Raw genomic sequence first — 22,582 nt, forward strand, 5'->3', positions numbered from 1 at the left:
CCACGCCCTCAGGCCGACTCCGCGCGGTCGGCCAGCAGGCGCAGATATTCCCAGGTGTAGATGCCGGTACTGTGCCCGTCACTGAAGAAGAGCTGAACCGCATAGTTGCCCACGGCCTGGATATCCGTCAGATTCACCTCCTCCTTGCCGGTGATGATCTGGGCCTGCTCCGGCGTGTGTCCCTTGCACTCGGCGCAGGGGCACTCCACCCGCAGGGTCTCGAAGGACACGCGACTGGTACTGCCATCGGCCCAATCGATCTCCAAGACCCGACTGATGGTGAGGGGGCGCAGCTCGGTGGGTTGTGTGCGGGCATCGGACATGGCGGATATCGCCTCCACTGGTCATGGTTCAATCCCCTAGGGTACAATCCGACGCTCGCAAAGGGAATGCTTCGCAAGGATCACACATGAAAATCTCTGCTTTCGACATCCGTCCTGGCAATATCCTGGAATACGAAAAAGGCCTGTGGCGTGTGCTCAAGACAGATTTCGTCAAGCCCGGCAAAGGTGGAGCCTTCATGCAGGTGGAGATGAAGAATATCGAAACCGGCACCAAGACCAACCAGCGATTCCGTTCCGAAGAGAAAATGGAAAAGGCTGTGGTGGAGCCGCGGACCATGCAGTTTCTGTACGCCGACACCAGCGGCTATGTCTTCATGGACAACCAGAGTTTCGAGCAGATGACCCTGAGTGAGGATCTCCTGGAAGGTCAGACCGGTTACCTGCTGCCCAACACGGAAATCCAGGTCAATTTGCACAACGATCGGCCCATCGGCGTGGAACTTCCGCCGGTGGTGGTCCTAGAAGTGGTGGAGGCAGAGCCCTCCATCAAGGGGCAAACGGCCACCAGTTCGTACAAGCCCGCGCGCGTGGAAACGGGCATCACGGTCATGGTGCCGCCCTTCGTCAATGCCGGTGAGAAAATCCGCGTCAATACCTCGGACGGCAGCTACGTCGACCGCGCTTGAGGGTCAACTCGGTGCTTCGATTCCTAGCAAATCTGCTCTGGTTCCTGCTGGGGGGCGTGTTGATGGGCCTTGGCTGGTGGTTCGCCGCGCTCCTGGCAGCCATCACCATCATCGGCATTCCCTACGCCATCGCCGCCTTTCGCATCGGCAGCTTTTCCTTTTGGCCTTTTGGCCGCGCCATCGTCGATCGACCGGGCTCCGAACTGGGACGGGGCATCGGACTCATCGGCAATGTGATCTGGGCGATTTTCCTGGGGTGGTGGCTAGCCTTAGGACATTTGGTCAGTGCCCTACTCTGCGCTATCACCGTTATCGGTCTTCCCTTTGCCTGGCAGCATTTGCGTCTTGCGGCCCTGTCCCTCGCCCCCTACAGTAAGCAAATCGTCACTACCTGAAAGGCCTCAGGATGGCTTCTGAGCCGGCGACGGTGCGTCGTGGGGGATGACCCACACGAATATTTCGTTCTTTCCAATCAAACCGAGATGCCGACGCGCCAGATCGGCAATGGCGCCCTCGCTGTGCTCCAGGCTCTGCACTTGTGCCGCGAGCTTGGCGTTACGCTGCTCCAATTTCTGCAGATGGGCCTCGCGTTGGTGTAGCTCGCTCTGCAATGTCGCCACGTGCCACCAGCTTCCCGCCCCAAACCACAGGGGATATTGGAGCAACAAGAGAACGAGAAACAGAACCATGTCCACGCGGCTGAAACCAAAGGCTCGCCAACGCGCGACGATGCGGTGGGTCTCCAATTTTCGGGAAGATATTGCGATGGCCACGGATTACCTTGCCTCACTGCACGCACGCCTTGGTTATACGCTTTTTAGTCGAGATTGTAAAAAGCGCCGAGGCCAGGGAAACGCGCATTATCGCCAAGCGCTTCTTCGATGCGTAACAAGCGGTTGTATTTAGCCACCCGATCGGTACGCGAAAGGGAACCGGTTTTGACCTGACCACAACCCGTGGCCACGGCCACATCCGCCAGCGTGGTATCCTCGGTCTCGCCGGAACGGTGCGACACCACCGCGGTGTAAGCGTGCGTCTTGGCCAGTTCAATGGCCTGCAGGGTCTCAGTCAAGGTACCGATTTGATTGAGTTTGATAAGAATGCTGTTGGCAACGCCGCGGTCGATACCCTCGCGTAGGATATCGACATTGGTCACGAAAATGTCGTCGCCCACGAGCTGGATACGATCCCCCAGACGATCCGTGAGTGCGATCCAGCCGTCCCAGTCGTTCTGGTCCATGCCGTCCTCGATACTGATGAGCGGGTAGCGATCCACGAGATCGGCTAGGTATTGCACGAAATCCCCACTACCGAGGCTGCGCTTCTCGCTGGCCAGATGGTATTGGCCATCGCGGTAAAATTCACTGGACGCCACGTCCATTCCCAGCCAGATATCTTCGCCGGCGGTGTAACCGGCTCGCTCGATAGCCTCCAGCAGCAGCTCCAGTGCCGCCTCATTGGACGGGAGATCGGGGGCAAAGCCGCCTTCATCGCCCACCGTCGTGGCGAGACCGCGCCCGTGGAGTACCGCCTTCAAGGCATGAAAGGTCTCGACCCCCATCTGCAGGGCCTCGGAGAAGGACTCTGCCCCCGCTGGGATGATCATGAATTCCTGCATATCCACATCGTTGTCGGCGTGGGCGCCCCCATTGATGACGTTCATCATGGGTACGGGCAACAGCAGCGGGCCGAGGCCGCCGATGTAGCGATAGAGGGGCTGCCCCAGGCTACGGGCCGCGGCCTGGGCACAGGCCAAGGACACGCTGAGGATGGCGTTGGCGCCCAAACGCGCCTTATTGGGCGTGCCATCCAGGGCGCAGAGGGCGGAATCGATGGCCTCCTGATCCTCAACCTCCATACCCAGCAGACTGTCCTGAATTTCTCCGCGCACATGCTCCACGGCGCGGCGCACACCTTTGCCATCGTAGCGGTCGCCGCCATCCCGCAGCTCGACGGCCTCGCGCTCGCCGGTGGAGGCACCGCTGGGAACGATGGCCTGGCCGACCACACCGTTCTCCAAAGTAACCTCAGCCTCCACCGTGGGATTGCCACGGGAATCCAATACTTCGCGGGCGTGAATCTGGACGATGGCGGTCATGTCAACTCCTCGGGGTGGTTTTCGGGAAAATCGTAGGCCTTGACCGCGCGATCCAGATCCTTGAGCACGCGCAAAAGGGCCTCCATGCGCTGCAGGGGCCAGGCGTTGGGACCGTCGGACAGGGCGCAGGCCGGATCGGGATGGGTCTCCATGAATAGGCCGGCCACCCCCGCCGCCACCGCGGCCCGAGCCAGGACCGGGACGAATTCGCGCTGGCCGCCGGAACGGTCGCCCTGCCCACCGGGCAGTTGCACCGAATGGGTGGCATCGAAGACCACAGGGCACCCGGTCTGACGCATCACCGCCAAGGAGCGCATGTCGGAAACCAGGTTGTTGTAGCCGAAACTCGCTCCGCGCTCGCAGACCAGAATCTGCTGGTTACCCGTCTCCTGTGCCTTGCGCACGACGTGGACCATGTCCCAGGGCGCCAGAAACTGACCTTTTTTGATATTGACGGGTTTGCCGGCCGCCGCCACTGCCTCGATGAAGTCCGTCTGCCGACAGAGAAAGGCCGGGGTCTGCAGCACATCCACCGCCTGGGCGACGGCGGCCACGTCCTCTTTTTCGTGGACGTCCGTGAGTACGGGAACACCCATCTCGCTGCGCACCTTTTCCAGAATACGCAGGCCCTCGTCCCGACCGGGCCCGCGGAAACTTTTGCCCGAGGACCGATTGGCCTTGTCGTAGGAGCTTTTGTAAATGAAGGGAATGTGAAGGCGCGCACAGATGTCCCGCAGCCTTTCGGCCGTGGACAAGGCAAGGGTTTCGCTCTCGATGGCACAGGGGCCCGCAATGAGGAAGAAGGGCCGATGGAGACCTACTTCAAAGCCGCACAGGTTCATGCACGATGCTCCTGGATATGGCGCTGCGCCGCTGCCAAGAACGCATCGAAAAGGGGATGACCCGCGCGCGGGTTACTGGTGAACTCCGGATGGAACTGACACCCCAGAAACCACGGATGATCCTCCAGCTCAATGACCTCCACCAGTTCGCCGTCGACGGAACGACCCGTGAAGCGCAGCCCCGCCGCCGCCAGGGGCGCGAGGTAGCGATTGTTGAATTCGAAGCGGTGGCGGTGTCGCTCGCGGATCTCCGTCGTCCCATAGGCTTGTGCCGCAAGACTCCCCTCCACCAGACGGCAGGTCTGCTCGCCCAGGCGCATGGTACCGCCCAGATTGCCCCCGGCCTCGCGATAAGTCACGCGCCCCTCGGGATCGGTCCATTCCGTCATCAGCGTGATGACGGGCGCCGGCGTCTGCGGGTCCAGCTCCGTACTGTTGGCCTCGGCCAAACCCGCCCGGTGACGGGCAAATTCCACCACCGCCAACTGCATGCCCAAACAGATGCCCAGATAGGGAACCTTCTGCTCCCGCGCGTAGCGGATAGCGGCAATCTTGCCCTCGGTACCACGGCCCCCAAAACCGCCGGGGACCAGAATCGCGTCGGCGTCCTTCAGCAGGTCCTGGGCACCACGGTTTTCGATGTCTTCTGCGTCCACGTAGAGGAACCGGATTCGCCGGCGCGCGCGCAGACCCGCGTGCAACAGGGCCTCCGAAAGCGACTTGTAGGATTCCGTCAAGCCCACGTATTTGCCCACCAGGGCAATGCAGACCTCCCCTTCTGGGTGCATCATGGCGTCGACGATACCCTGCCAGACCGAAAGATCCGGCGGCGGTGTCTGCAGACCGAGGTCCTCCACCACCAGATCGTCCAGACCCTGTTGATGGAACAGCAAGGGGATACGGTAGATGCTGTCGGTGTCGATGGCCGAGATGACGGCACGCTCCGGCAGATTGGAAAAAAGGGCGATCTTGGCGCGGTGATCCGCGGGAATGGGGCGGTCGGCGCGGCAGAGCAGCACGTCGGGCTGGATACCAATGGCCCGCAGCTCGCGCACGGAGTGCTGGGTGGGCTTGGTCTTCATCTCACCGGCCGACGGTAGGTAGGGGACCAAGGTCAGGTGCATGAAGAGGCTGTTGCCCCTGCCCTCCTCCACGGCCATCTGGCGAATGGCCTCGAGAAAGGGCTGGGATTCGATATCGCCCACGGTGCCGCCGATCTCTACCAGCGCCACGTCGGCCTCACCTGCACCCAGACGAATGCGGCGCTTGATTTCGTCGGTGACGTGGGGAATGACCTGCACGGTGCGCCCCAGATAGTCGCCGCGCCGTTCCTTTTCGATGACCGTCTGATAGACCAGCCCCGTGGTAAAATTGTTGCGCTTGCTCATCTTGCTGGAGAGGAAGCGCTCGTAGTGGCCGAGATCGAGATCGGTCTCGGCGCCATCGGCGGTGACGAAGACTTCGCCGTGCTGGAAGGGGCTCATGGTGCCTGGATCGACGTTGATGTAGGGATCCAGCTTGAGCATGGTCACCGTCAAACCACGCGCTTCCAGAAGGGCTCCCAAGGCTGCTCCCGCAGCGCCCTTACCCAGGGAAGACACCACACCTCCGGTGACGAAAATGTACTTGCTCATGCGCCTCGCCACAGCCCCGACAGACCGACGCATGGTAGCCAATTCAGGCTCCCGGCACAATTGGAAACGGGAAGGTCGCGTCTAGCGCTGCGAGTGAAACCCGAACCAACGGCGTCAATCCGCCACCAGGTCCACCTCCACATCCAACCCAAGGATTTCCGCCTCCAGGATCCGGATCTGGTCGCGAAGGGCAGCGGCCTGCTCGAATTCCAGATTGCGCGCGTGGCGATGCATGGTCTCTTCCAGCTCACGGATGCGTTTGGCCAGGGCCCGCGGATCCTTTACGTCGGCATAGGTCGGAGTGGGCTCCGCCGCCTTGGTGCGTGCGCCACTGCCATTGCGGCGGTAGACGCCTTCCAGGATATCCGCCACCGGTTTGACAATGCCCTTGGGCGTGATGCCATGCTCGGCATTGAATCGAATCTGCTTGTTGCGACGCCGCTCCGTCTCTTCCATGGCGCGAGCCATGGAACCGGTGATGGTGTCGGCGTAGAGGATGGCGCGCCCGTGGAGGTTGCGGGCAGCGCGCCCGATGGTCTGGATGAGGGAACGTTCGGAACGCAGGAAGCCCTCCTTATCGGCGTCCAGAATGGCTACCAGAGCCACCTCCGGCATGTCCAGGCCCTCGCGCAGGAGGTTGATGCCAATGAGCACGTCGAAGACCCCCGCACGCAGGTCGCGAATGATCTCCACCCGCTCCACCGTTTCGATGTCGGAGTGTAGGTAGCGGCACTGGATGCCCAGCTCGTGTAGATAATCGCTGAGATCCTCCGCCATACGCTTGGTCAAGGTGGTCACCAGTACCCGCCAGCCGCTGGCGATGACCGCGTGGATCTCGCTCACCAGATCGTCCACCTGCCCTTTGGCTGGACGCACCTCCACCTCCGGATCCACCAGGCCCGTGGGCCGCACCACCTGCTCGACGACACGCCCGGAACGGGACAGCTCGTAGGGTCCGGGGGTGGCCGAGATGAAGATCGTCTGGGGCATGAGGGCTTCAAATTCCGGAAACATCAAGGGCCGGTTGTCCAGTGCCGAAGGCAGGCGGAAGCCATATTCCACCAGAGTTTCCTTGCGCGAGCGATCGCCTTTGTACATGCCGCCAATCTGTGGCACGGTCACGTGGGACTCGTCGATGAACAGCAAGGCATTGGCCGGCAGATAATCCATCAGCGTCGGCGGCGGCTCGCCGGGCGCCCGTCCCGACAGGTAGCGGGAGTAGTTCTCGATACCGGAGCAATAGCCCAGTTCCGCCATCATCTCCAGATCAAAACGGGTCCGCTGCTCCAGCCGCTGCGCCTCAACCAGCTTGTTTTCACGACGCAGCACGTCCAGACGCTCGCGCAGTTCGTCCTTGATCTGCTCGATAGCGGCCAGAATCTGCTCCCGTGGCGTGACATAGTGGCTCTTGGGGTAGACCGTATAGCGCGGCAAGCGAGTGATGGTCTTGCCCGTAAGGGGATCGAACAGGGAGATGCGCTCGATCTCGTCGCCAAAGAGCTCCACCCGTACCGCCTCGTCCTCGCTCTCGGCCGGCCAGATATCGATGACATCCCCGTTCACCCGAAAGGTACTGCGCTTGAGTTCCATGGGATTGCGGCTGTACTGCATGTCCGCCAGACGGCGGAGGATGGCCCTTTGGTCCATGGCGTCCCCCTCCCGCAGATGCAGAATCATGTTGTGGTAGGCAGCGGGATCACCGAGGCCGTAGATGGCCGATACCGTGGCCACGATAACGACATCGGGACGCTCCAAGAGGGCCTTGGTCGCCGACAGCCGCATCTGCTCGATGTGATCGTTGATGGAGGCGTCCTTCTCGATGAAGGTATCGGACGAAGGCACATAGGCCTCGGGCTGGTAGTAGTCGTAGTAACTGACGAAATACTCCACCGCATTGTGCGGAAAGAAGGCCCGTAACTCGGCATACAGCTGCGCCGCCAGGGTCTTGTTGGGCGCCATGACGATGGCCGGGCGCTGGGTGCGGGCGATGACATTGGCCATGGTAAAGGTCTTGCCCGAGCCCGTGACCCCCAGCAAGGTCTGAAAGGACTCCCCCGACGCCAAACCATCCACCAGTTCGGCAATGGCCACGGGCTGATCCCCACAGGGCGGAAAAACACTCTCCAGACTCAGGGCTTTTTCCATACCTCCCTCCTATGGTTCAACCGACTCAGGATACACAGCCCCCACGCGCACCGAAAGGCTTTTGCTCCTCCGCTCGTTCGATCATAGAATGGTGTCCGGGCGCCCATAGCTCAACCGGATAGAGCAACGGCCTTCTAAGCCGTAGGTTGCAGGTTCGATTCCTGCTGGGCGCGCCAATCAAAACAGGTGGTTGCATGTTTTCAGACCGTCCCAGTCTTCGCTTATCCGAGATCTTGTCCCCGTTATGTCCCCTTTGGGCGCGAAGTTGACGATCTAGGGATCAGCCGAAACACCACGCCACCGACAGCGCACCCCCACCACGGTTTGCGCCTGCACCAGCGAACCGATCCCGCGAGGGTGCCGAACGGCAGGAACGCCCGCGAAGGCCCTATGATCGATTTGCGCGGGTGAGTGGTAGGGTAGCCTATCCCGCGTCCTGATCGTCGCTCCTAGGCCAAAAGAAAGCCCCCAGGACGGGGGCTCGTGCGGGTCGGTGGGCAGACGCTAGGCGGCAGGCTTTACCGCCTCTGGGTTCTGGAGCTTGGCGCGTATGTCCTCGATGCCGCGCGCAAGGTCCGACACCATAGCCAGATGCTCACCAGCGGTGAACAGGTTTGACTCCTGCCAGGCGTCGCGGCTTTCGTTGGTGTAGAACATGATTTGCCCGAAGACTCCAACAAAATCCCAGAGGGCATCCACCAGCGCGCGCAGGTTCGTGTCCATATTCTCCATCTCGGCCTTGGTGTAGCGTTCCGGGTGCTCGGTCATGTCCTTGGCCTTGTAGATGTCCTCGTACAGATGCGAAAACTTCATGCTGCACCTCCTTGAACGGCGCGGGAGTGCAAGAGTTGGCTCTTGGTTTCCTCGATGCCGATAGCGATGTCGGCGACGGCGGCAAGGCCCTCTCCGATGTGGTGGATGTTGCCATCCGTCCAGGCGTGCCGATTGTCGCTGGCGTAGGCCATGATTTCGCCCAGGGCACTGACGAAGGACCACAAGCCCAGTTGGGTGCTGTCGAGTTGGTCCATTGCGCTGAGGATGTCGTCGCGCGTGTGCTGCTCCCGGTTCTCGGCCATCTGCCGAAACTTGTAGATGTCGCTGCTAAGTGTGGTGTACGCCATGATATAGCCCTCTAGCTTCAATGCCCGCCAACGGCGACGGGCGGCCAGGGGCTGAAAAGTGCTACAGGGACACCGGGTTTATTTCCCGAAGGTATTGTATTCGCCCACCCCCGGCCATCGAGGACACGCCAGCGCAGGACGCTGGGCATAAAAAATCCCGCAAGTCTGACGGGGCGGATTACCGCCTGTAGGTGTTTTCAGCACCATACTCGCGAGATTAGGACGGGTTGGTCGTGGCGTCAACCATCAATGCGCCGCCATGTGGATCTGTGCGCCCACGGAACTCGCTGGTGTGCCGCTGTTGGTTTCGCGATGGGCGTCGATGAGGGCCCGCTTGATGACCTGGTACAGCTCCTGCGGGCTGCGCTGCATGGGTTGCTCTCCGATGCGCAGGGCCTCGACGATCTTGGCGAGCGTGGAAGGATTGCTTAGGCTCAGATGCGCCGTTGGGCTGCTGATTCCGGCTGCTTTCGCCATCTCGTCCAGCTTGCGCGTGGTTTGGGCGGATCCGGTGTAGCGTTGCGCAATGGCCGCCAGCGTGTGCAGACCGTATCCCTGGACCGATTGCGCTGCCTTCCGGTATGCCTGCGCATTGCTGGCAAACCGCGCATACCGGATGCCGTTGCCTGGGTTCAGATAGCTGGCGTCTCCCTTGTAGGACTCGATGTCCATGGGGTTGTGTATGCGCTCGTACCAGGGGCCAGAAGCAGCCTTCACCGAGGCCATGTACCGCTTCTCCGCCTCAGTTTCCATCTGGTAGGACTTCTGCGCCCGGCGATAGAGCCAACTGCCCTTCGGGAGCAGGTCCATCATCTGCTTGTCCATCCAGGCCTGACTTTTTGCTGCCTGAGCGTTCCCGTAGGACCACAGCTTGCCATGGCGTGCCGCGTTGTAGACCTTGCCGGCCGCTCCCATCTCCGGGCCTTTTCCCGTCGCCACACCCTTGAGCGCGGCATTGATGCGGTTGGCGGCCCAATCCACGGAGTTGACGAGCTTGTTGAGCGCGGTGTTCATCAGCGGCGCGCCCTTCGCCAGCGTGCGGCTCAGGTCCGTGCTGAGTTCCACTTCCTTCTGCGAGATCGTGATCGCCAGCTTCGTCATGTCGCGGCCCGTCTTGGCCGAGAAGTTCATGGCAGCGGCCTGCTTGTGCGCGTTGGCGATGTCGGCGTTGAGGGTGGCCCAGCTCGTGCGCTTGAGGATGGAAAAATCTTCGGGGCTGAAAATGTGTCGCATCCCCTTCATGTTAATATAGGTATGGTACAAATAACTGGGCACGGTGTCGGCGATTTTCTTGGCGTTCAGAAGCATCTTGTCGAACCGCTGCATCTGCGTCATGTGCTGCCAGCCTTGGCCGACTGCACGCGAAAACACAGAAATCGCTGACGTCTGAAACTGCTCCTGCCGCATCTGGGCAAGGGATGCTGCCGGGTTCACCAAAATGCCCCGGAACTGCGTGTCCACAGCTGACACTTGGCCCGGCGTCATATTCATGATCTTGGCCGTCTTGTAGCGGTCCAGTATGGTGTTGCTCTGGTGCCGGTACAGCTCGACTGCAGCCAACCCTGCCCCAGCTGCAGCACCACCGATCAACGGAATGGCCGAGAACAAATCCTTGCCCGCTTGGGCGATGATGCCGAAGGTCTTGCGGCCCGTCTCGCCCAACTGGGACAGTTCCTTGCGTCCCTGGCTCACGCGCGCCGTGAGTGTTGCCATACGCTGGCCAGCATGGTGCAGTTCGACGGTGAAGTCCTTGGTCGCCCCCGCGCTCTCGCGCATGTGCCGCTTGAGATGGCCTCCCAGTTTGCTGAAGTGGTCGCGGGCCGCCTCTATGCGCCGGTCCATCTTCTTGAACGGCTCGGGGATGTCCTTGGCGTCCTTGGCGAACTTCTCGAACCGGGTCAGGAACTCGGAGAACTTCTCGTCCTGAATGTCGATGTCGATGATGCTCCTAAATGCCATGGCTGGCCTCCCGAATCAGGTTTTCGATGATGTGGCGCTGGGGCTTCCCCAGGGCTTTGGATAGGGCCTGCAGCCGCTGGCGGGTGGCAGGGGTGACCTCCAAGGAGAGCCACGCCATGCGGTTCTCCTGCAGGAGCTTTTGACGTCGTTGGTGCTGGTAATGGGCTTGCACGGTTGTCCTCCCTTCTTACACTGTAATTTTATTCAGTATTGGCATCGAAGTCCATTTCTGGTCAGGCTATTACTGTTCGCCACAGCCAGACAGAGATCATGCCGAGAAACCTATCGCCTCGAACCCAAGCCATTCAGGCTGCCAAGGCAAAAATTGGGGAGATCCTGACCGGCTATGCCAAGTCCAAGGATCCGTCGCAGGCGCCCACAACAAAGGAGCAGGTGCTTCAAGTCATGGCGGGTGTGCTGATGACGCCAGAAGCGGCAACTGCCAAGTATCGTCAGCGTTGCGAGAGCTATCTGGAGAGGGTCATCGCCGTACGGGGGATACCTTTTGTCGCGGTGGTGGGGTCCGGTGAAGGCCAGCCAGTGCATTCGTGCAGCGGAGAATGGGTGGCGGACAATTTTGACCTTTTGTTGCCCGAGATCAGGCAACAGCTAGATGCCTCTGTTGGCCGATTTTTCTCGTATGCAGAAACGGTTTTTGCTCACTATGAAGCCGACTTCCTTTCCCTACTGGATGATTTCCTGAGCGACCCTCCACGCTTGGCCAAAGAAATTGGTCCCAGGGTCACACCAGTGAAACGCGAGCTTGGCTACTATACAAAATGGGACCGGCTTTTAGGAGTTCTGACCAGCTTCGCCTTCTTGAATGAGGTGGAGTACATATTTCATCGGAGAGAAGGGAGATACATCGCTGTTGAGTGGCGATACAGCGAGGCAGATAAACAGATGGATTTTGCCTCCGAATCGGACCACCCAACGCGAGATGGCGCGATCTATGCGGTCAGGGATAATTGGGCCATTCAAAAGGGCATGATCGTTCCCGGTAGTGTTGGGTATATTGACGACACCGATATCCCTGGTAGGCAACTGGGCTGTATGTGCGACTTGAGATGGATATCATCCCTGGATGAGTTGCCAGAAGACATGCTGACTGACGCCGGCCGAGAAGCTGTCAGGATATCCAAGGAGCAGTTCCGGCAGTTCATGACCGGCGGGTGGGAGAAGCAAAGCCAATCATGGATTGCGCGCATGGTCGCCAAGATCTTCGGTAAAAAGCCCGATTAGGGAGCCTGATTTAGCCCTCTGATGCAATGGGTTGACTGACCAAGCTATGCAAGAGTGGCTTCGTGAGCGGTTTTCCTGTAATCGCCTGTAGTTTGCAGGTCATTGCCGCCCCCCCGGTCGATACCCGCCGTTCTGTTCTGGCGTCGCTGGTGGGTAGCCCTTGAGCAAGGGATCGTTGGGGTCCAGCTCGACGGGGCCATCCTTCGTGTAGCGCAGATAGCCTTGTGTCGAGCCGTCAGGACGGATGATCTGCAAGACTATCGTCATCGGTTCCTGCACCCCCGCTAGCAACATATCCATCTCGGCGCGCTCGTCCGGCGTCAAGAATTGCAGCAATTCGGGCACGTCGTTCTTCGTCTGTGAGTTCATTCGTGATCTCCATCTTGGTGGCGGTTTCCGTGGGTATCAGCCGCGACAACAGGCTGGCGAAGGTCTTGGGCTCATCCTTCATGAGCGCCAACAGCCAATCGACACCGCCGCCACGGTCAAAGGCTTCGAGCAAGGCTTCCTTGAGCGCTGCCGTGGTGCGGTTCACCGCTCCGGGCGGCCTGCCCTTGCCTGCGTTCGGCGGCAGGCGCTTCCCTGTAACCGGCTGTAATTTACTGCTGCTCATGCGTCACCTCCTTCAGTCGTGCCATCGTTCGCAAATCGGGACCCACTTGGCGCCGTCCTTTACCTCGGCCAGCATCCTGAAAACTGTCAGCCGCCCTCGCACGCGATGGCCGCGCCAGGTGATTACCGGATGCACGGTACGCGGGTGTTCTCGAAACGCTCGATCTATGGCCGTCATCAGATCGCGCCGCAGGGCAGGGCTGAAGCGAAGCAGGGAATCGACGCTAAGGGCCTTTTCTTGGGCTCTGACGGGTTTTTGCATTGCCGGTGGTGTCATCGTCCACCCCCAAGTGCAGAACGGCCTAGAACGCCGCGCATGACGGGTGTGCCGCGCCGCTGGCAATCGATCTCATGATCTATGGTCTCATCATGCTCGTTCGTCAAAGCATTGGTGCATAGCAAATGCAACGTCTTATAGACGTTTGCATCATTTGCTACCCTAGCACTGGCTGCAAAAGCAGCATTTGCTACATTTGCTATTTGCTTATTCGACATCGTCTGCCCCTCCATCAGACAGGGTCACAAAGAATCCGTTTTCTCTCACAAGGCCGCGCTCCATGAGCGAGTTCATGGCGCGGGTGAAGCTCTGGCCTTTCAAGTCGCTTTCTGCACACGCTGCCCGCCAATCCTTTGCGGATACCTTCGCTTCGTTCGGATCGCGGCCACCTTCGGCAAGGTTTGCGCGGTGTTCGGCCGTCAGCTTTTGCAGGATCAACAGCGCGGTCTTTTGGTTCTGCTTTAACCCTTTCAGCGCAGAGGCAGGCGGGGGAGCATCGGCAGGGGCCAGCACGCTCACGGTGAATTGATGGCCGTCAAAATCATCCGGCCACCATTCCGGGGGCATCTCGACGCGCTCAAAAGCAAAGGCAATCCTCGGCGGCAGGTCGCCTGATCTCTGCTTGGTGCAGGCGACTGTAATGCCCTTGGCGTTCGCCTCGACCAACATGACGGAATCGACAGCGCCACGGATCGCCCCGCTACCGCGCAGTTCTTCGGGATTGCTTTTGCTCGGGTGGTGCAGCACCAGGACAGCACAGCCGAGTCTTTCGCGCAGGGTATCAATGGCCTGTACATAGGCGGTCGCGTCTGCCGTCGAGTTTTCATCTCCGGTCTGCGTCCTGTTCAGGGTATCCAGCACCATCAGATCGGGCCGGTGGTCAGATCGCTCGATCTCGTCTATCAGGCCGCCCAGATCATCGGGGAGCCTGATTGCGCCATTGCTGATGCGTAGGTTATCGGACTCGCGCAGAGCGTGTTTGTGCCGGATGTCCCAAGCAAGTGCACGCCGCAGCAGGGCACTCCTGCCCTCACCGGCGACGTACCACACACAGCCTCGGCGTGCTTGGTGCCGGTGCCACTTCGTGCCGGTGGCGATTGCGGCAGCCAGAGATAGCGCCGCGAAGGTTTTGCCCGATCCAGGCAGCCCCACCATCGCCGCAAAAGTGCCAGCTTCGATCCAGTCGGATACTAGCCAGCGCAGCGGCTCCGGTGTCTGGAACAGATCGGCAACCGGCCTGAATCGTGGTTCTGGTGGCGGGACAACTTCATCGGCCTTGATCGGCTCGGGTCTGGTCAGAGTCTTGATGTCGAACGTCATGCCGCCACCTCCCGCCGCAGAGCGGCAACAGCCTTGCGCCGGTCGCCGCCGTGCCAGAGTCGAGCGAACACCTCGAAAGCATCAACGCCGTGGGGGTCGTAGAGCGGGTCTGATGTGTGGTGACAGAACACGCGGCCACCCTCGAACTGCACAATGCCAGGAATCCCAGAATGTGAGCTTGGGCTTAACCACTTCTTCCCGCGCCGCCGGTAGCCAGCCTGCTCAAGTAGCTGGGCAATATCCGCCTGCTCGTTGAACGACTGGATAACGCTGTTGCCGTTATACTCGCGCGGATTTACTCGCTGGCGCTTGGCCTCAGCCTGCCGCCGTTCGTCGTCCTCGATGGCCTGTACTGCCTCGGCTAGTCGATCAGCGCGTAGCCATTCGCCGTAGACGTTGGCGTGCATGGTGTATTCACCCTCGCGCCCAGGTGAAACGCATGGCAGGAAGAACAATCGCGCAGCGTGAAAACAGGACGTATCGACTACCCCTGCAAATGTCTCCAGAGAAGCCGTTAACAGCCCGTAGGCGCGCTTTACGTTGTGCGGTGGTAGTACCCCATCCAAAGGGAACAGAACGCGGTATCGTGGCGTTTTAGGCCGGTTGCTGAACGTGCTCCATAAAGCAAAGCTCAAGCCGGTTTCTGCCAAGTATTCGTCGGCATCATCAACCGGCATCGGTTGGGGTCCGTCGCCGTGCTGCTCGATGTCCAACACCATCGCCGTGAGCCCTGTTACATGCTCGTTCTTAGCGTAAGCCGTCGAGAATGTCGCCGGAACGATGGCCCGTGACTGCTTCTTGTCGGCTACGATAACTGGCGCTTGGAGCTTCGAGACAAACTCCGGCCACGGCATCGAGTATTCCTTGATGCGGTGGGCGAGGGCATTGCGGCAGACACCGAACCGAAAAGGTTTTGCCCATGCCTGGCTATCTTCTGGAGTGTCGGGATCGGGGATGATTTCAATCATGGCCGTGCACCTCGCTTCATGCGCCGCATCGTCAATAGCATGCGTGCTAGGTTGCGCTGAATCTGCCGGACCGTGGCGTTCAGATCTGGGGCCATTCGACACCTCCCAATCTTTCAAGGTCAGACGCTATCCGCGCCAGCAATAGGCCAGCAGCCTTGCGGCCATCGAGGGGCAAATCAGCTAGATCGTGCAGATGTTTCGATGCGTGCAGCAGATGGTGCAAGGCTTTGAATCCTTGCGGGAATATGCGATTATTTAGCTGTTCGTTACGGTCGTTGCTCTCGCGGGTGGCGGCCTTTTTCATGACTGTCCCTCCGCGATCACGTTCTCGTCAATCCACTTCTGCACATCGGCAGTTTTCCAGACGGTGCGGCTGGTGCCCTTGATTCGATAAGGCTGAGGGAATCTCCCCATTTTGGCGAGGGCGTAAATGGAACTGCGTGACAAGGTTGTCAGGCGCTTTACTTCTGCAAGATCAATAATGGTTGGTTGCATCGTAGGGACTCCGTTGCTAGTGAACGGTCCCTATTAAATGCCTACAGAGTCCCTACTCCTTGGCGAGTTTTAGGCGCTTTCTTCTAAAACTTGACAACTGGCAAGTTATAAACGATTTAGCCGGAAACTTGCCACCCAATCCGAAAAGATTTCAGCAGCTCGGCATCTTCGCTTCCAGGATTTTGTCCAGTAACGATAATGACGATCTCGCGCAACCGTTGGATGCCAGGACGCTCAAGCCCAGCGCGTCGCCAGTGCCGCCCAAGGAATGTCAGGAAGTGGCGGTTATTGCGCTCGGTGAAGTCAATGTTGTGGGGACGCTCTAGCCAGTCGGCATGATCTCTTATGACGCTGAACACGGCATCCAGCACCACGCCGGAACCGACAGGGCTCTCGTCTGGTAGCAGCCAGGGTGCAAGTGTGAGTGATTTTCCTGTCATCGGATCGTGGATGGCTAGCCCGCCAAGATTATGTTCCAGCACTTCGCGCGTTCTGGGGTCGGACAATACCCTCAGAGCGTTGCAGAGCACCGCCGCATCTTGCTCGTTCTTGCTTTGCGTCTTTTGCTGTCCCTTGTGCAGATAGTCGATGTACGCACCCAGAACAGCGTTACTCTCCCGCACCCCCAGAGCCAGCCATCGAGGATCCTGTTTGATATCCTCCAGCGGCCTCACGATGCCGCCCCGTGCAGGGATACCACGTTCCCGGCTTGCAGCCCGTCGAGATACGCTTTCCAGGTCATCAACGCTTGGCGCTTCTCGTCGAGGTAATGGTGCCGGTCGTAGTGACGGGCCTGAACACCACCAAGCTCATGGCTCAAGATTTGGGCCCGGATGTCTTTCGCTACTCCCAGGCGAGCAAGCTCCGTCTCGCAGGTCCGGCGAACGTCGCGCAGTTGGTACTTCCCGCCGCTGATCTCATGGATCGTCTTGCTCAAGGTGGTCACGTGGGGGATGGTCTTGCCGTCGCTGGAGAATACGCTTGGCGCGTTTGCGTTGATCTCCAGCAACTCGGTCACGATCCCGGTCACCGGTTCCAACGGCAGGACGTGCAGACGGGGATGCTGCCGCCGTCCCTTGCCATCGCGCAGGGTGATCGTGCCGCGCTCGATATCCACGTCCTCGGCCCTTACCCGCACCAATTGCGTGGGGCGTTGCCCTCCGAGATAGATCCCCACAAGCAATGCCCTGGCGGCCATGCTATCGCTTTCGTGAAGATGCTCCAGCAGGTGCCGAAGCTCTGCCGGGGTAAGGACGCGATCGCCCGGCTTGCTCAACGCCGAGTAGGTCGGGAGCACGGCCACCGGGTTGGTGCTCACTTTGAACAGTCGAAAGGCTGGCGGGATGGTGCTATCGAACTCGCTCTTGGCCGCCAAGTTGTAGGCGCTGTGCAGGGCTGCTCGCGTCTTGCCGAGGGCGCGGGTGTAGCCCTTGTCCTGTAGCCGGTCGAAGATTGCCCGCAGGTCTTTGGGGGTGATCTCGTTGGCGCGAGTCTGCGCCAGATCGGGATAGGGCTCGACGATGTGCAGACGGAAAATGCTCGCCACGTCTTTCCAGGATGGCTTGCTACGGTCACGGAGATAATCGGCATAGATAGACAGCAGCGCAGCCAACGAACCAGCCTCCTGGCGCTCCTGTTCCTCTGCCTGCCGCCGAAGTTCTGCCGCCGCTGCTCTCTGTTCGGCCTCCAGGTGCAGGCGAATGTCCTTGACGCCGGAGCGGTAGATCAAGGATAGCTGCTCTGCTCGGTCTCTGGCCTGCTCTAGCGTCATGCCGCCTTCACCCGTGGGAGAGTAGGCCCCCAGGGCAAGATCGTCGCGCTTGCCGTCGCTGTCGGTGTAGCGAAAAAAGAACCTGATCGTGCCAGATACCTGAGCGCGGATGCGTAGCAGGCCAGCACCGCGACGCCCCTCGGTGGCGTAGATCGCGTCCTTGCCCTCTTTGGCCGCCTTGCGCGGGAGTGCTTCAAGCTGCTTGACCGTGAGTTTCATATCCTGTCCCCGTTCTGTCCCCATTTATCGGCGGCTGGCGATGGAATCCTTCGGACATCTTAGGACAGAGTATATGCGGTAGATCATCATGTTACAAGACTTTCGGGGATGGCAACGGATTTTCTCGGACGTGAAAGTATCAGACTTCTAAGCCGTAGGTTGCAGGTTCGATTCCTGCTGGGCGCGCCAGTAAAATCAAGGCGATAGGCGATTGCCTGGGGCGTTTTTCTTTGCTGGATTGATTTTCCGCGACACCGGCGCGACCCTGCGCGCAGAGCGATCCGCTCTTTAGAACGCGCGTCTGGCAGACGGATAAGGAAGCGGGGTTACCCCCAGCCGGTCCAAACCTTTCGCACCAAGGCTGAAGCCAAGGCATGGGCCCGTTCCGTCGAGGGCGGGAGTTCGGGACTACCTGCGAGGCGACCCACCTGTCTTTTGCGAGGGCCTGCATGAGGGGAGGCAGTATGGGACCTGCGCTTTCATGACCTGCGCCACGGGGCAATGAGCAGCTTGTTCGAGTGTGGCCTAAATCCCATGCAGGTGGCCGCCATCATGGGACACAAGACCTTGCCGATGTTGAATCGCTATACTCATCTTGGAGCCGCAGCTTAGGGGAAAAGACTAGGGTGCCGATCGTCGGCCCTACTCTGAATGGCGTGACGGTTACGATCGGCTCAATGATTCTTGTTCTGGCAGCCTTGAAGAGGCAATGCACGAGCACGTTGAGGCAAGGAGATGTCCGATGGAAGAAGAGCAAAAGTATTGGTTTCCAGCTAAACGCTATGGGTGGGGATGGGGCTTGCCGATCACTTGGCAAGGGTGGCTGACCCTCGTAGTCTTCATTCTATTAACCAGGCCCCTAAATATCTAACATCGCGTAGCGTGCTGCGGGATGGTGGAAATAGCGCGCGACTTTCTCGGGCAGTTGGCGTAGCCCGTTCATGAAAGTGGTTGCCTTCTCCAGCAAGCTTTGGGTATCTGTGCTCATGGGGCCCGTACGCAGAGCGGTTTTGAAATCGCGATTGAGATACTCGTCGGGGTTGGACTCTGGCGCATAGGGCGGCAGAAATACGAGCTCAATGCGGTCCTGTTTGTCGGCCAGCCACGCGCTTACCACCTTGGCGTGATGTACCCGCAGGTTGTCCACTACCAGGAAGACCTTCTGCGGCGCGCCGGTGATCAGCTTTTCCAGAAAGGCGATAAAACGCTCCGCATGGATGCTGCCCTCCACGATCTCGAAGGCGATCTCTCCGCGCGGGGAAATTGCCGAAATCATCGACAGGGTGGTCCAGCGTGCCGGATGCTCGAGGATGGGGGTCTGCCCCTTGGGGGCATATCCCCGGACCCAGTGGGCATCCTCTTTGACGGCGGTTTCGTCGCCCCAGTAAATGACCGCACCTTCCTGCAGGGCACGCGCCCGAAGCCTGGGGTACTCCACCTCCAGCCACTGCCGTACAGCTTCCGGGTTCTGTTCCAGCGCCCGTTTGACCGGACGTTGGGGAGTAAACCCCCAGCGCTTGAGATATTTGCCCACCAATCGCACCTGCAAATCGATCCCGAAACGCTCCCGAATCAGTTGCCGGATGGCAGGCCGCGTCCAGAGCGCAAAAGGCATCTGCAACTGCCGTGGATCCTTTTGCACGATCTGGTCCCGAATCCAAGCCTCTGCCGCCAGAGTCAATTTACGGCAAGCCCCAACCGGCCGCCCCCGCGGGCGTTCCTCAAGGCTCTCGGTTCCTTCTCGTTTGGCTCGCGCCAACCAACCGCGAATCGTCGAGGGATGGGCACCAGACACCTTGGCCAAGTCCTCTACTCGCATGCCCGACTGTTGGCGCAACCGCACCACCATCTGCCGCAGTATGTTGCGCCCATCCACCGTCAATTTACGCACATCTACCCGCTTCATGACCCTCAGCATAGCAAACTACTATCGGATATTTAAGGGCCTGGTTAATAATGACGGTGATATCGATCTATCTGATACGTTCACATATCTTTGCAGGGGACATCCTCTTGATTCTGTCTCTTGCCGTATTCCTCTGGATCGTCGCGTGGAAGGGGGAGCCCCCAACCTGGCGCTGGGGCGGAAAATAGCTAACCCCGTATGTGCGGGCCTTCGCGTCTCCCCGCAAGCGCCCGGGAGAGTATATCGTTTCAGGCATTACCTACTGTCGCGGCCTTTTCTGGTTCGCGCGACTGCCTTTCCCGCTAGGACATCGCTAAAAAATATTGAAAAGTTGCTCTAGATCGGGATATTCGGCCACAACATCCCGGGAAACAAGCGCGGGTACAGCTGTTTTGGCTTTACTCCCAGCTTTTTGCAGCTCTCGGACGAATTCGGGGCACACGAATTCCATCAAGCCACCCTCCGTCGCACCATCCGCACCAGGTTGTAGGCGGTGGCCGCCAGGGAGAAGTGCAGACTCACCCGATCCAATCCACGGAATCGCGTCTTGCGCATTCCTCCCACGGTTTTCATCCCGCCGAAGATGGACTCGATCCGCCGGCGTACGTGAATACTCCTGGCATAACCGTCGAGCAACTTCATCGGGCGCCTTTGTACAGAGCCGGGCATCGGGGTCGGTCACCGCGGCGTGGGTCGCATTACTGCGCGACTGGCCGCAGAAATCGGAGCCTTCGACCTCACGGTCCTCAAGATCTTCCAGCGGGAAGGATTTCTGCGAGGCCCAGGCTTCCATATGCCCCACCGCCTTTATCAGCGTCGTCCTAGACTGGCCGCCCACACTCACCACAGAACTTATCGTCTGGAGAAAGGCTTGCACCACAACCGCGGCAAAAAGCGGGATGCGCCATACTGCCCTCCCCGTTATTTGGTTCGGCCTGTTCTGGAGGCCTCGGCGTCTCGGTGCGTTTTGCTGCCGCCCGTCGGGATGCTTCGCGAGCAGCTTGGCGCGCCTGCTCTGCAGCTTGACGGGTGCGCTCTGCCACCTGCGAGACCCGGCTCATGACACCATCGACGAAAACCGATCCATCGTCGGAATCCACGAGCTTTGTATTGACGTCATAGAGATAGGCCAATCCGAGCATGAGGACATTGTTGGGAATGGCGATTACCAGGACAACAGAACAGGCGACGGTCAGTAATGCACTAACGGGGTAGAGATGATCGTTGAGGGTAACGTGGTATGGATAGGCGAATGCGCCACCCATGGCAGCGACGGCAAAAGGATTGACAAGGCTTTGCATGAACTCCGTAATGACGCCGAGCAATTGTGAACCAAGAAGACCAACGTATCCCGCCATCAAGGTCAGAACGTAGGCCGCGACGGCAAAAACGAACAATCCAATGAGAGCGGCAAGTGCGGCCAGGCTGAAGAGCAGGAATATCACAGGCCCCGGCCGTCGCCGGGCAACAGCCACCACATGACGAAAAGCACCGGAAATGGTTTCGCCGAACCAAAGGGCTGGGCCGGTAAGATTGAACATGACAAAAAATAACATGACGAAAACGATATTCGCGAGGAATATACCCGGAAAGACTGCCAGAGAAAGTATCCCACCCAGTACTGGGATTCGACAAAACTCGACCAGAATGACCTCGACGATGATCACCGCCAGGATCGACAGATATTCTAAAACATGCCTGTTAACCTTTCTCAGCAACAAGCCGGACCGGGATATGTTCCATACAGGCATTGAGCAACCTCAGGGGCAGTTCTGGCTCCCAGAAACGGCGATTGAAGCGATAGACAAACTCGTTCAGATATTCCTGCAGATATTTGCCGGATACCCCATGGAATGTGCCCAAAAGAAAGGCCTTGAGGTTACCAATGGCGATGTGTACCCACGGCAACCACTCGTCCACCTGATGCGGTTTGGTCACGCGCCCCTCATGCTCTTGGCTCTCTCCGAGAACTCGCAGCGCTATTAAGCCGTCGGTGCGGGTAGGTTGCTTGGGGCGCAAGCGTCGCCGCGCGAATTCGCGAATCCGGTCGGCAGAGACCGAAGGCGTCGTCTCGATGGCAATAAAGCCCGCCTTCTTGCCCCGGTTTTCCACGGCAACCAAGATCGGTGTTTTGCCTTCGGCCCCTCGACCGCTCTTCCCCCCAGACCGGCGTCCACCGACAAAGGCATCGTCCAACTCTACCAGCCCTTCCAAGCGATACAGACTGTCGCGATCGCCCATGGCGCGGCGCATGCGGCGCAACATCCGGTGAGCCGTGATCCAGGAGACCCCAATCTGCTTCGACAGCCGCAGGGCGGACAATCCGCCCTTGTCGCTCGCCATCAAATAGATGGCCAGGAACCATTGCACCAGGGGCACATTGGACGAATGAAAAATTGTGCCGGCCGTCACCGAGGTCTGATGGCGACAGTGCCCGCACTGAAAGAGTTTTCGTCCGGCGATCCAGTATCCGCGGTCATGGCCGCATTTCGGACATCGAAACCCCTCGGGCCAGCGCTTTTGTTTCAGCGCCTCCAAGCAGGCCTCTTCCGTGCCAAACCGCGCTTGCCACTGCAAGAGGTTCGTCGCTTCAGCTTTCATCTCAGACCTCCTTTCTCTATGCCTCACAGAGAGTTAGAGCTTGATTGCTGAGAATGATTCAGAGGCATGTTCTAAAATGATAAGCCCGATGAAGCGCGGTAGCGTGAAGAGTCCAAAACTGAGGCTCTGGACCAGTGTCGGCGGATTACGATCCTGTGCGACGGCGCTGAGAAAGTGTCCGGCGCCAAGATAACCTGCACCGAAGAGGGCCACTAGCAGCAAGGCCCCGACGAGTTCCGCAAAAATGCTGTGTGTCGCTGAAAGTAGACCAAAAAAAATCAGGCCGATAAGATAAGCAGCACCAAAGATGGCAATGGGTTGCCAGAGCGTAAGCCCCTGCAGCGATTTAGTAATGATACCAAAATCCAAGCTCGCGACATCCGTTTTCACGACGATGGCTCC

At 59.4% G+C, this 22,582-nt stretch carries 26 protein-coding genes, 1 tRNA gene and 1 pseudogene; 5 read left to right on the forward strand and 23 right to left on the reverse strand.

Going from position 1 to position 22,582, the window contains the following annotated elements; translation table 11 throughout:
* Window positions 1–8: 8 nt before the first annotated feature.
* A complete protein-coding gene (locus ACAty_RS08140) occupies window positions 9–323 on the reverse strand; it encodes a gamma-butyrobetaine hydroxylase family protein (protein ID WP_004872647.1) in 315 nt (104 codons plus the stop codon).
* 86 nt (window positions 324–409) lie between these two features.
* Between ACAty_RS08140 and efp the strand changes: the two genes are divergently transcribed.
* Window positions 410–970, forward strand: coding sequence for an elongation factor P (efp, locus tag ACAty_RS08145; protein WP_004872648.1), 561 nt, complete (start codon window positions 410–412; stop codon window positions 968–970).
* Between the two features lie 11 nt (window positions 971–981).
* Window positions 982–1,365, forward strand: coding sequence for a YccF domain-containing protein (locus ACAty_RS08150; RefSeq protein ID WP_038471933.1), 384 nt, complete (start codon window positions 982–984; stop codon window positions 1,363–1,365).
* Window positions 1,366–1,371: 6 nt separating this feature from the next.
* Here ACAty_RS08150 and ACAty_RS08155 read toward each other — a convergent pair whose 3' ends face one another.
* The 5 genes from ACAty_RS08155 to uvrB all read right to left on the reverse strand — a co-directional run bounded on the left by ACAty_RS08155 (window position 1,372) and on the right by uvrB (window position 7,689).
* Window positions 1,372–1,743, reverse strand: a complete 372-nt coding sequence (locus tag ACAty_RS08155; protein ID WP_014003067.1) for an FtsB family cell division protein — start codon at window positions 1,741–1,743, stop codon at window positions 1,372–1,374.
* A 44-nt stretch (window positions 1,744–1,787) separates the two neighbouring features.
* Window positions 1,788–3,068, reverse strand: a complete 1,281-nt coding sequence (eno, locus tag ACAty_RS08160) for a phosphopyruvate hydratase (protein WP_004872654.1) — start codon at window positions 3,066–3,068, stop codon at window positions 1,788–1,790.
* The gene (gene kdsA / locus ACAty_RS08165; protein WP_004872655.1) at window positions 3,065–3,910 is read right to left on the reverse strand and encodes a 3-deoxy-8-phosphooctulonate synthase; all 846 of its coding nucleotides are present in this window, start codon (window positions 3,908–3,910) and stop codon (window positions 3,065–3,067) included. The genes eno and kdsA overlap by 4 nt, the downstream gene beginning before the upstream one ends.
* Window positions 3,907–5,544, reverse strand: coding sequence for a CTP synthase (locus ACAty_RS08170; protein WP_004872657.1), 1,638 nt, complete (start codon window positions 5,542–5,544; stop codon window positions 3,907–3,909). Before ACAty_RS08170 ends, kdsA begins: the two co-directional genes overlap by 4 nt.
* A 114-nt stretch (window positions 5,545–5,658) precedes the next feature.
* The gene (uvrB, locus tag ACAty_RS08175; protein WP_004872658.1) at window positions 5,659–7,689 is read right to left on the reverse strand and encodes an excinuclease ABC subunit UvrB; all 2,031 of its coding nucleotides are present in this window, start codon (window positions 7,687–7,689) and stop codon (window positions 5,659–5,661) included.
* A 99-nt stretch (window positions 7,690–7,788) separates the two neighbouring features.
* On the opposite strand from uvrB, the gene ACAty_RS08180 reads away from it, so the two are divergent.
* A tRNA-Arg gene (locus tag ACAty_RS08180) sits at window positions 7,789–7,865 on the forward strand.
* A gap of 328 nt (window positions 7,866–8,193) precedes the next feature.
* Here the strand turns inward: ACAty_RS08180 and ACAty_RS08185 are convergent.
* The 4 genes from ACAty_RS08185 to ACAty_RS08200 form a co-directional block, all read right to left on the reverse strand.
* Complete coding sequence (locus tag ACAty_RS08185; RefSeq protein ID WP_004872659.1) at window positions 8,194–8,502, reverse strand: hypothetical protein; 309 nt, start codon at window positions 8,500–8,502, stop codon at window positions 8,194–8,196.
* Window positions 8,499–8,810, reverse strand: coding sequence for a hypothetical protein (locus ACAty_RS08190; RefSeq protein WP_004872660.1), 312 nt, complete (start codon window positions 8,808–8,810; stop codon window positions 8,499–8,501). Before ACAty_RS08190 ends, ACAty_RS08185 begins: the two co-directional genes overlap by 4 nt.
* A gap of 246 nt (window positions 8,811–9,056) precedes the next feature.
* On the reverse strand, window positions 9,057–10,769 hold the full coding sequence (locus tag ACAty_RS08195) for a hypothetical protein (RefSeq protein ID WP_004872661.1): 1,713 nt from the start codon (window positions 10,767–10,769) through the stop codon (window positions 9,057–9,059).
* Window positions 10,759–10,941, reverse strand: a complete 183-nt coding sequence (locus tag ACAty_RS08200; RefSeq protein WP_004872663.1) for a hypothetical protein — start codon at window positions 10,939–10,941, stop codon at window positions 10,759–10,761. Before ACAty_RS08200 ends, ACAty_RS08195 begins: the two co-directional genes overlap by 11 nt.
* 98 nt (window positions 10,942–11,039) lie before the next feature.
* Between ACAty_RS08200 and ACAty_RS08205 the strand changes: the two genes are divergently transcribed.
* Window positions 11,040–12,011 (forward strand): hypothetical protein, encoded by a 972-nt coding sequence (locus ACAty_RS08205; protein ID WP_038471937.1) that lies wholly within the window; start codon window positions 11,040–11,042, stop codon window positions 12,009–12,011.
* Window positions 12,012–12,110: 99 nt separating this feature from the next.
* On the opposite strand, the gene ACAty_RS15855 is transcribed toward ACAty_RS08205, so the two are convergent.
* From ACAty_RS15855 to ACAty_RS08245, 8 genes are all read right to left on the reverse strand, one after another.
* The gene (locus ACAty_RS15855) at window positions 12,111–12,278 is read right to left on the reverse strand and encodes a hypothetical protein (RefSeq protein WP_014003072.1); all 168 of its coding nucleotides are present in this window, start codon (window positions 12,276–12,278) and stop codon (window positions 12,111–12,113) included.
* Entirely contained in the window at window positions 12,247–12,624 is a 378-nt protein-coding gene (locus ACAty_RS15860; protein ID WP_148262212.1) for a hypothetical protein, read from the reverse strand. Before ACAty_RS15860 ends, ACAty_RS15855 begins: the two co-directional genes overlap by 32 nt.
* Before the next feature lie 483 nt (window positions 12,625–13,107).
* Entirely contained in the window at window positions 13,108–14,220 is a 1,113-nt protein-coding gene (locus tag ACAty_RS08220) for an AAA family ATPase (RefSeq protein WP_004872666.1), read from the reverse strand.
* Window positions 14,217–15,188 carry a hypothetical protein gene (locus ACAty_RS08225; protein ID WP_038471943.1) on the reverse strand — a complete coding sequence of 324 codons (972 nt, stop codon included), beginning with the start codon at window positions 15,186–15,188 and terminating at the stop codon, window positions 14,217–14,219. The genes ACAty_RS08220 and ACAty_RS08225 overlap by 4 nt, the downstream gene beginning before the upstream one ends.
* A 79-nt stretch (window positions 15,189–15,267) precedes the next feature.
* Window positions 15,268–15,492: a hypothetical protein gene (locus tag ACAty_RS08230; RefSeq protein WP_004872669.1), complete on the reverse strand. Its 225-nt coding sequence runs from the start codon at window positions 15,490–15,492 to the stop codon at window positions 15,268–15,270.
* Window positions 15,489–15,683: a helix-turn-helix transcriptional regulator gene (locus ACAty_RS08235; protein WP_014003076.1), complete on the reverse strand. Its 195-nt coding sequence runs from the start codon at window positions 15,681–15,683 to the stop codon at window positions 15,489–15,491. The genes ACAty_RS08230 and ACAty_RS08235 overlap by 4 nt, the downstream gene beginning before the upstream one ends.
* A gap of 116 nt (window positions 15,684–15,799) precedes the next feature.
* Window positions 15,800–16,357 (reverse strand): hypothetical protein, encoded by a 558-nt coding sequence (locus tag ACAty_RS08240; protein WP_004872671.1) that lies wholly within the window; start codon window positions 16,355–16,357, stop codon window positions 15,800–15,802.
* On the reverse strand, window positions 16,354–17,673 hold the full coding sequence (locus ACAty_RS08245) for a tyrosine-type recombinase/integrase (RefSeq protein WP_004872672.1): 1,320 nt from the start codon (window positions 17,671–17,673) through the stop codon (window positions 16,354–16,356). Before ACAty_RS08245 ends, ACAty_RS08240 begins: the two co-directional genes overlap by 4 nt.
* A 501-nt stretch (window positions 17,674–18,174) precedes the next feature.
* Between ACAty_RS08245 and ACAty_RS15335 the strand changes: the two genes are divergently transcribed.
* A complete protein-coding gene (locus tag ACAty_RS15335; RefSeq protein WP_081254384.1) occupies window positions 18,175–18,285 on the forward strand; it encodes a hypothetical protein in 111 nt (36 codons plus the stop codon).
* 247 nt (window positions 18,286–18,532) lie between these two features.
* Here the strand turns inward: ACAty_RS15335 and ACAty_RS08250 are convergent, their stop codons facing one another.
* From ACAty_RS08250 to ACAty_RS08270, 5 genes and pseudogenes are all read right to left on the reverse strand, one after another.
* Window positions 18,533–19,579 (reverse strand): IS630 family transposase, encoded by a 1,047-nt coding sequence (locus tag ACAty_RS08250; RefSeq protein ID WP_004872674.1) that lies wholly within the window; start codon window positions 19,577–19,579, stop codon window positions 18,533–18,535.
* Between the two features lie 450 nt (window positions 19,580–20,029).
* Window positions 20,030–20,372 (reverse strand): annotated as a pseudogene (locus tag ACAty_RS15865) (transposase); the annotation flags it as partial.
* Window positions 20,373–20,400: 28 nt separating this feature from the next.
* On the reverse strand, window positions 20,401–21,300 hold the full coding sequence (locus ACAty_RS08260) for a zinc ribbon domain-containing protein (RefSeq protein ID WP_193787406.1): 900 nt from the start codon (window positions 21,298–21,300) through the stop codon (window positions 20,401–20,403).
* A complete protein-coding gene (locus tag ACAty_RS08265; protein ID WP_014002140.1) occupies window positions 21,281–22,180 on the reverse strand; it encodes an IS1595 family transposase in 900 nt (299 codons plus the stop codon). Before ACAty_RS08265 ends, ACAty_RS08260 begins: the two co-directional genes overlap by 20 nt.
* A gap of 33 nt (window positions 22,181–22,213) precedes the next feature.
* Window positions 22,214–22,570 carry a hypothetical protein gene (locus ACAty_RS08270; protein ID WP_004872681.1) on the reverse strand — a complete coding sequence of 119 codons (357 nt, stop codon included), beginning with the start codon at window positions 22,568–22,570 and terminating at the stop codon, window positions 22,214–22,216.
* Window positions 22,571–22,582 lie beyond the last annotated feature (12 nt).

The organism is Acidithiobacillus caldus ATCC 51756 (assembly GCF_000175575.2).
Taxonomy (GTDB): Bacteria; Pseudomonadota; Gammaproteobacteria; order Acidithiobacillales; family Acidithiobacillaceae; genus Acidithiobacillus_A; species Acidithiobacillus_A caldus.

What these genes read in the sequence shown, in the direction of transcription:
- ACAty_RS08140 (WP_004872647.1), bottom strand. Translation starts at nt 323, where the DNA reads ATGTCCGATGCCCGCACACAACCCACCGAGCTGCGCCCCCTCACCATC.
- efp (WP_004872648.1), top strand. Translation starts at nt 410, where the DNA reads ATGAAAATCTCTGCTTTCGACATCCGTCCTGGCAATATCCTGGAATAC.
- eno (WP_004872654.1), bottom strand. Translation starts at nt 3,068, where the DNA reads ATGACCGCCATCGTCCAGATTCACGCCCGCGAAGTATTGGATTCCCGT.
- kdsA (WP_004872655.1), bottom strand. Translation starts at nt 3,910, where the DNA reads ATGAACCTGTGCGGCTTTGAAGTAGGTCTCCATCGGCCCTTCTTCCTC.
- ACAty_RS08170 (WP_004872657.1), bottom strand. Translation starts at nt 5,544, where the DNA reads ATGAGCAAGTACATTTTCGTCACCGGAGGTGTGGTGTCTTCCCTGGGT.
- uvrB (WP_004872658.1), bottom strand. Translation starts at nt 7,689, where the DNA reads ATGGAAAAAGCCCTGAGTCTGGAGAGTGTTTTTCCGCCCTGTGGGGAT.
- ACAty_RS08185 (WP_004872659.1), bottom strand. Translation starts at nt 8,502, where the DNA reads ATGAAGTTTTCGCATCTGTACGAGGACATCTACAAGGCCAAGGACATG.
- ACAty_RS08190 (WP_004872660.1), bottom strand. Translation starts at nt 8,810, where the DNA reads ATGGCGTACACCACACTTAGCAGCGACATCTACAAGTTTCGGCAGATG.
- ACAty_RS08195 (WP_004872661.1), bottom strand. Translation starts at nt 10,769, where the DNA reads ATGGCATTTAGGAGCATCATCGACATCGACATTCAGGACGAGAAGTTC.
- ACAty_RS08205 (WP_038471937.1), top strand. Translation starts at nt 11,040, where the DNA reads ATGCCGAGAAACCTATCGCCTCGAACCCAAGCCATTCAGGCTGCCAAG.
- ACAty_RS15855 (WP_014003072.1), bottom strand. Translation starts at nt 12,278, where the DNA reads ATGACGATAGTCTTGCAGATCATCCGTCCTGACGGCTCGACACAAGGC.
- ACAty_RS15860 (WP_148262212.1), bottom strand. Translation starts at nt 12,624, where the DNA reads ATGAGCAGCAGTAAATTACAGCCGGTTACAGGGAAGCGCCTGCCGCCG.
- ACAty_RS08220 (WP_004872666.1), bottom strand. Translation starts at nt 14,220, where the DNA reads ATGACGTTCGACATCAAGACTCTGACCAGACCCGAGCCGATCAAGGCC.
- ACAty_RS08225 (WP_038471943.1), bottom strand. Translation starts at nt 15,188, where the DNA reads ATGATTGAAATCATCCCCGATCCCGACACTCCAGAAGATAGCCAGGCA.
- ACAty_RS08230 (WP_004872669.1), bottom strand. Translation starts at nt 15,492, where the DNA reads ATGAAAAAGGCCGCCACCCGCGAGAGCAACGACCGTAACGAACAGCTA.
- ACAty_RS08235 (WP_014003076.1), bottom strand. Translation starts at nt 15,683, where the DNA reads ATGCAACCAACCATTATTGATCTTGCAGAAGTAAAGCGCCTGACAACC.
- ACAty_RS08245 (WP_004872672.1), bottom strand. Translation starts at nt 17,673, where the DNA reads ATGAAACTCACGGTCAAGCAGCTTGAAGCACTCCCGCGCAAGGCGGCC.
- ACAty_RS15335 (WP_081254384.1), top strand. Translation starts at nt 18,175, where the DNA reads ATGAGCAGCTTGTTCGAGTGTGGCCTAAATCCCATGCAGGTGGCCGCC.
- ACAty_RS08250 (WP_004872674.1), bottom strand. Translation starts at nt 19,579, where the DNA reads ATGAAGCGGGTAGATGTGCGTAAATTGACGGTGGATGGGCGCAACATA.
- ACAty_RS08265 (WP_014002140.1), bottom strand. Translation starts at nt 22,180, where the DNA reads ATGAAAGCTGAAGCGACGAACCTCTTGCAGTGGCAAGCGCGGTTTGGC.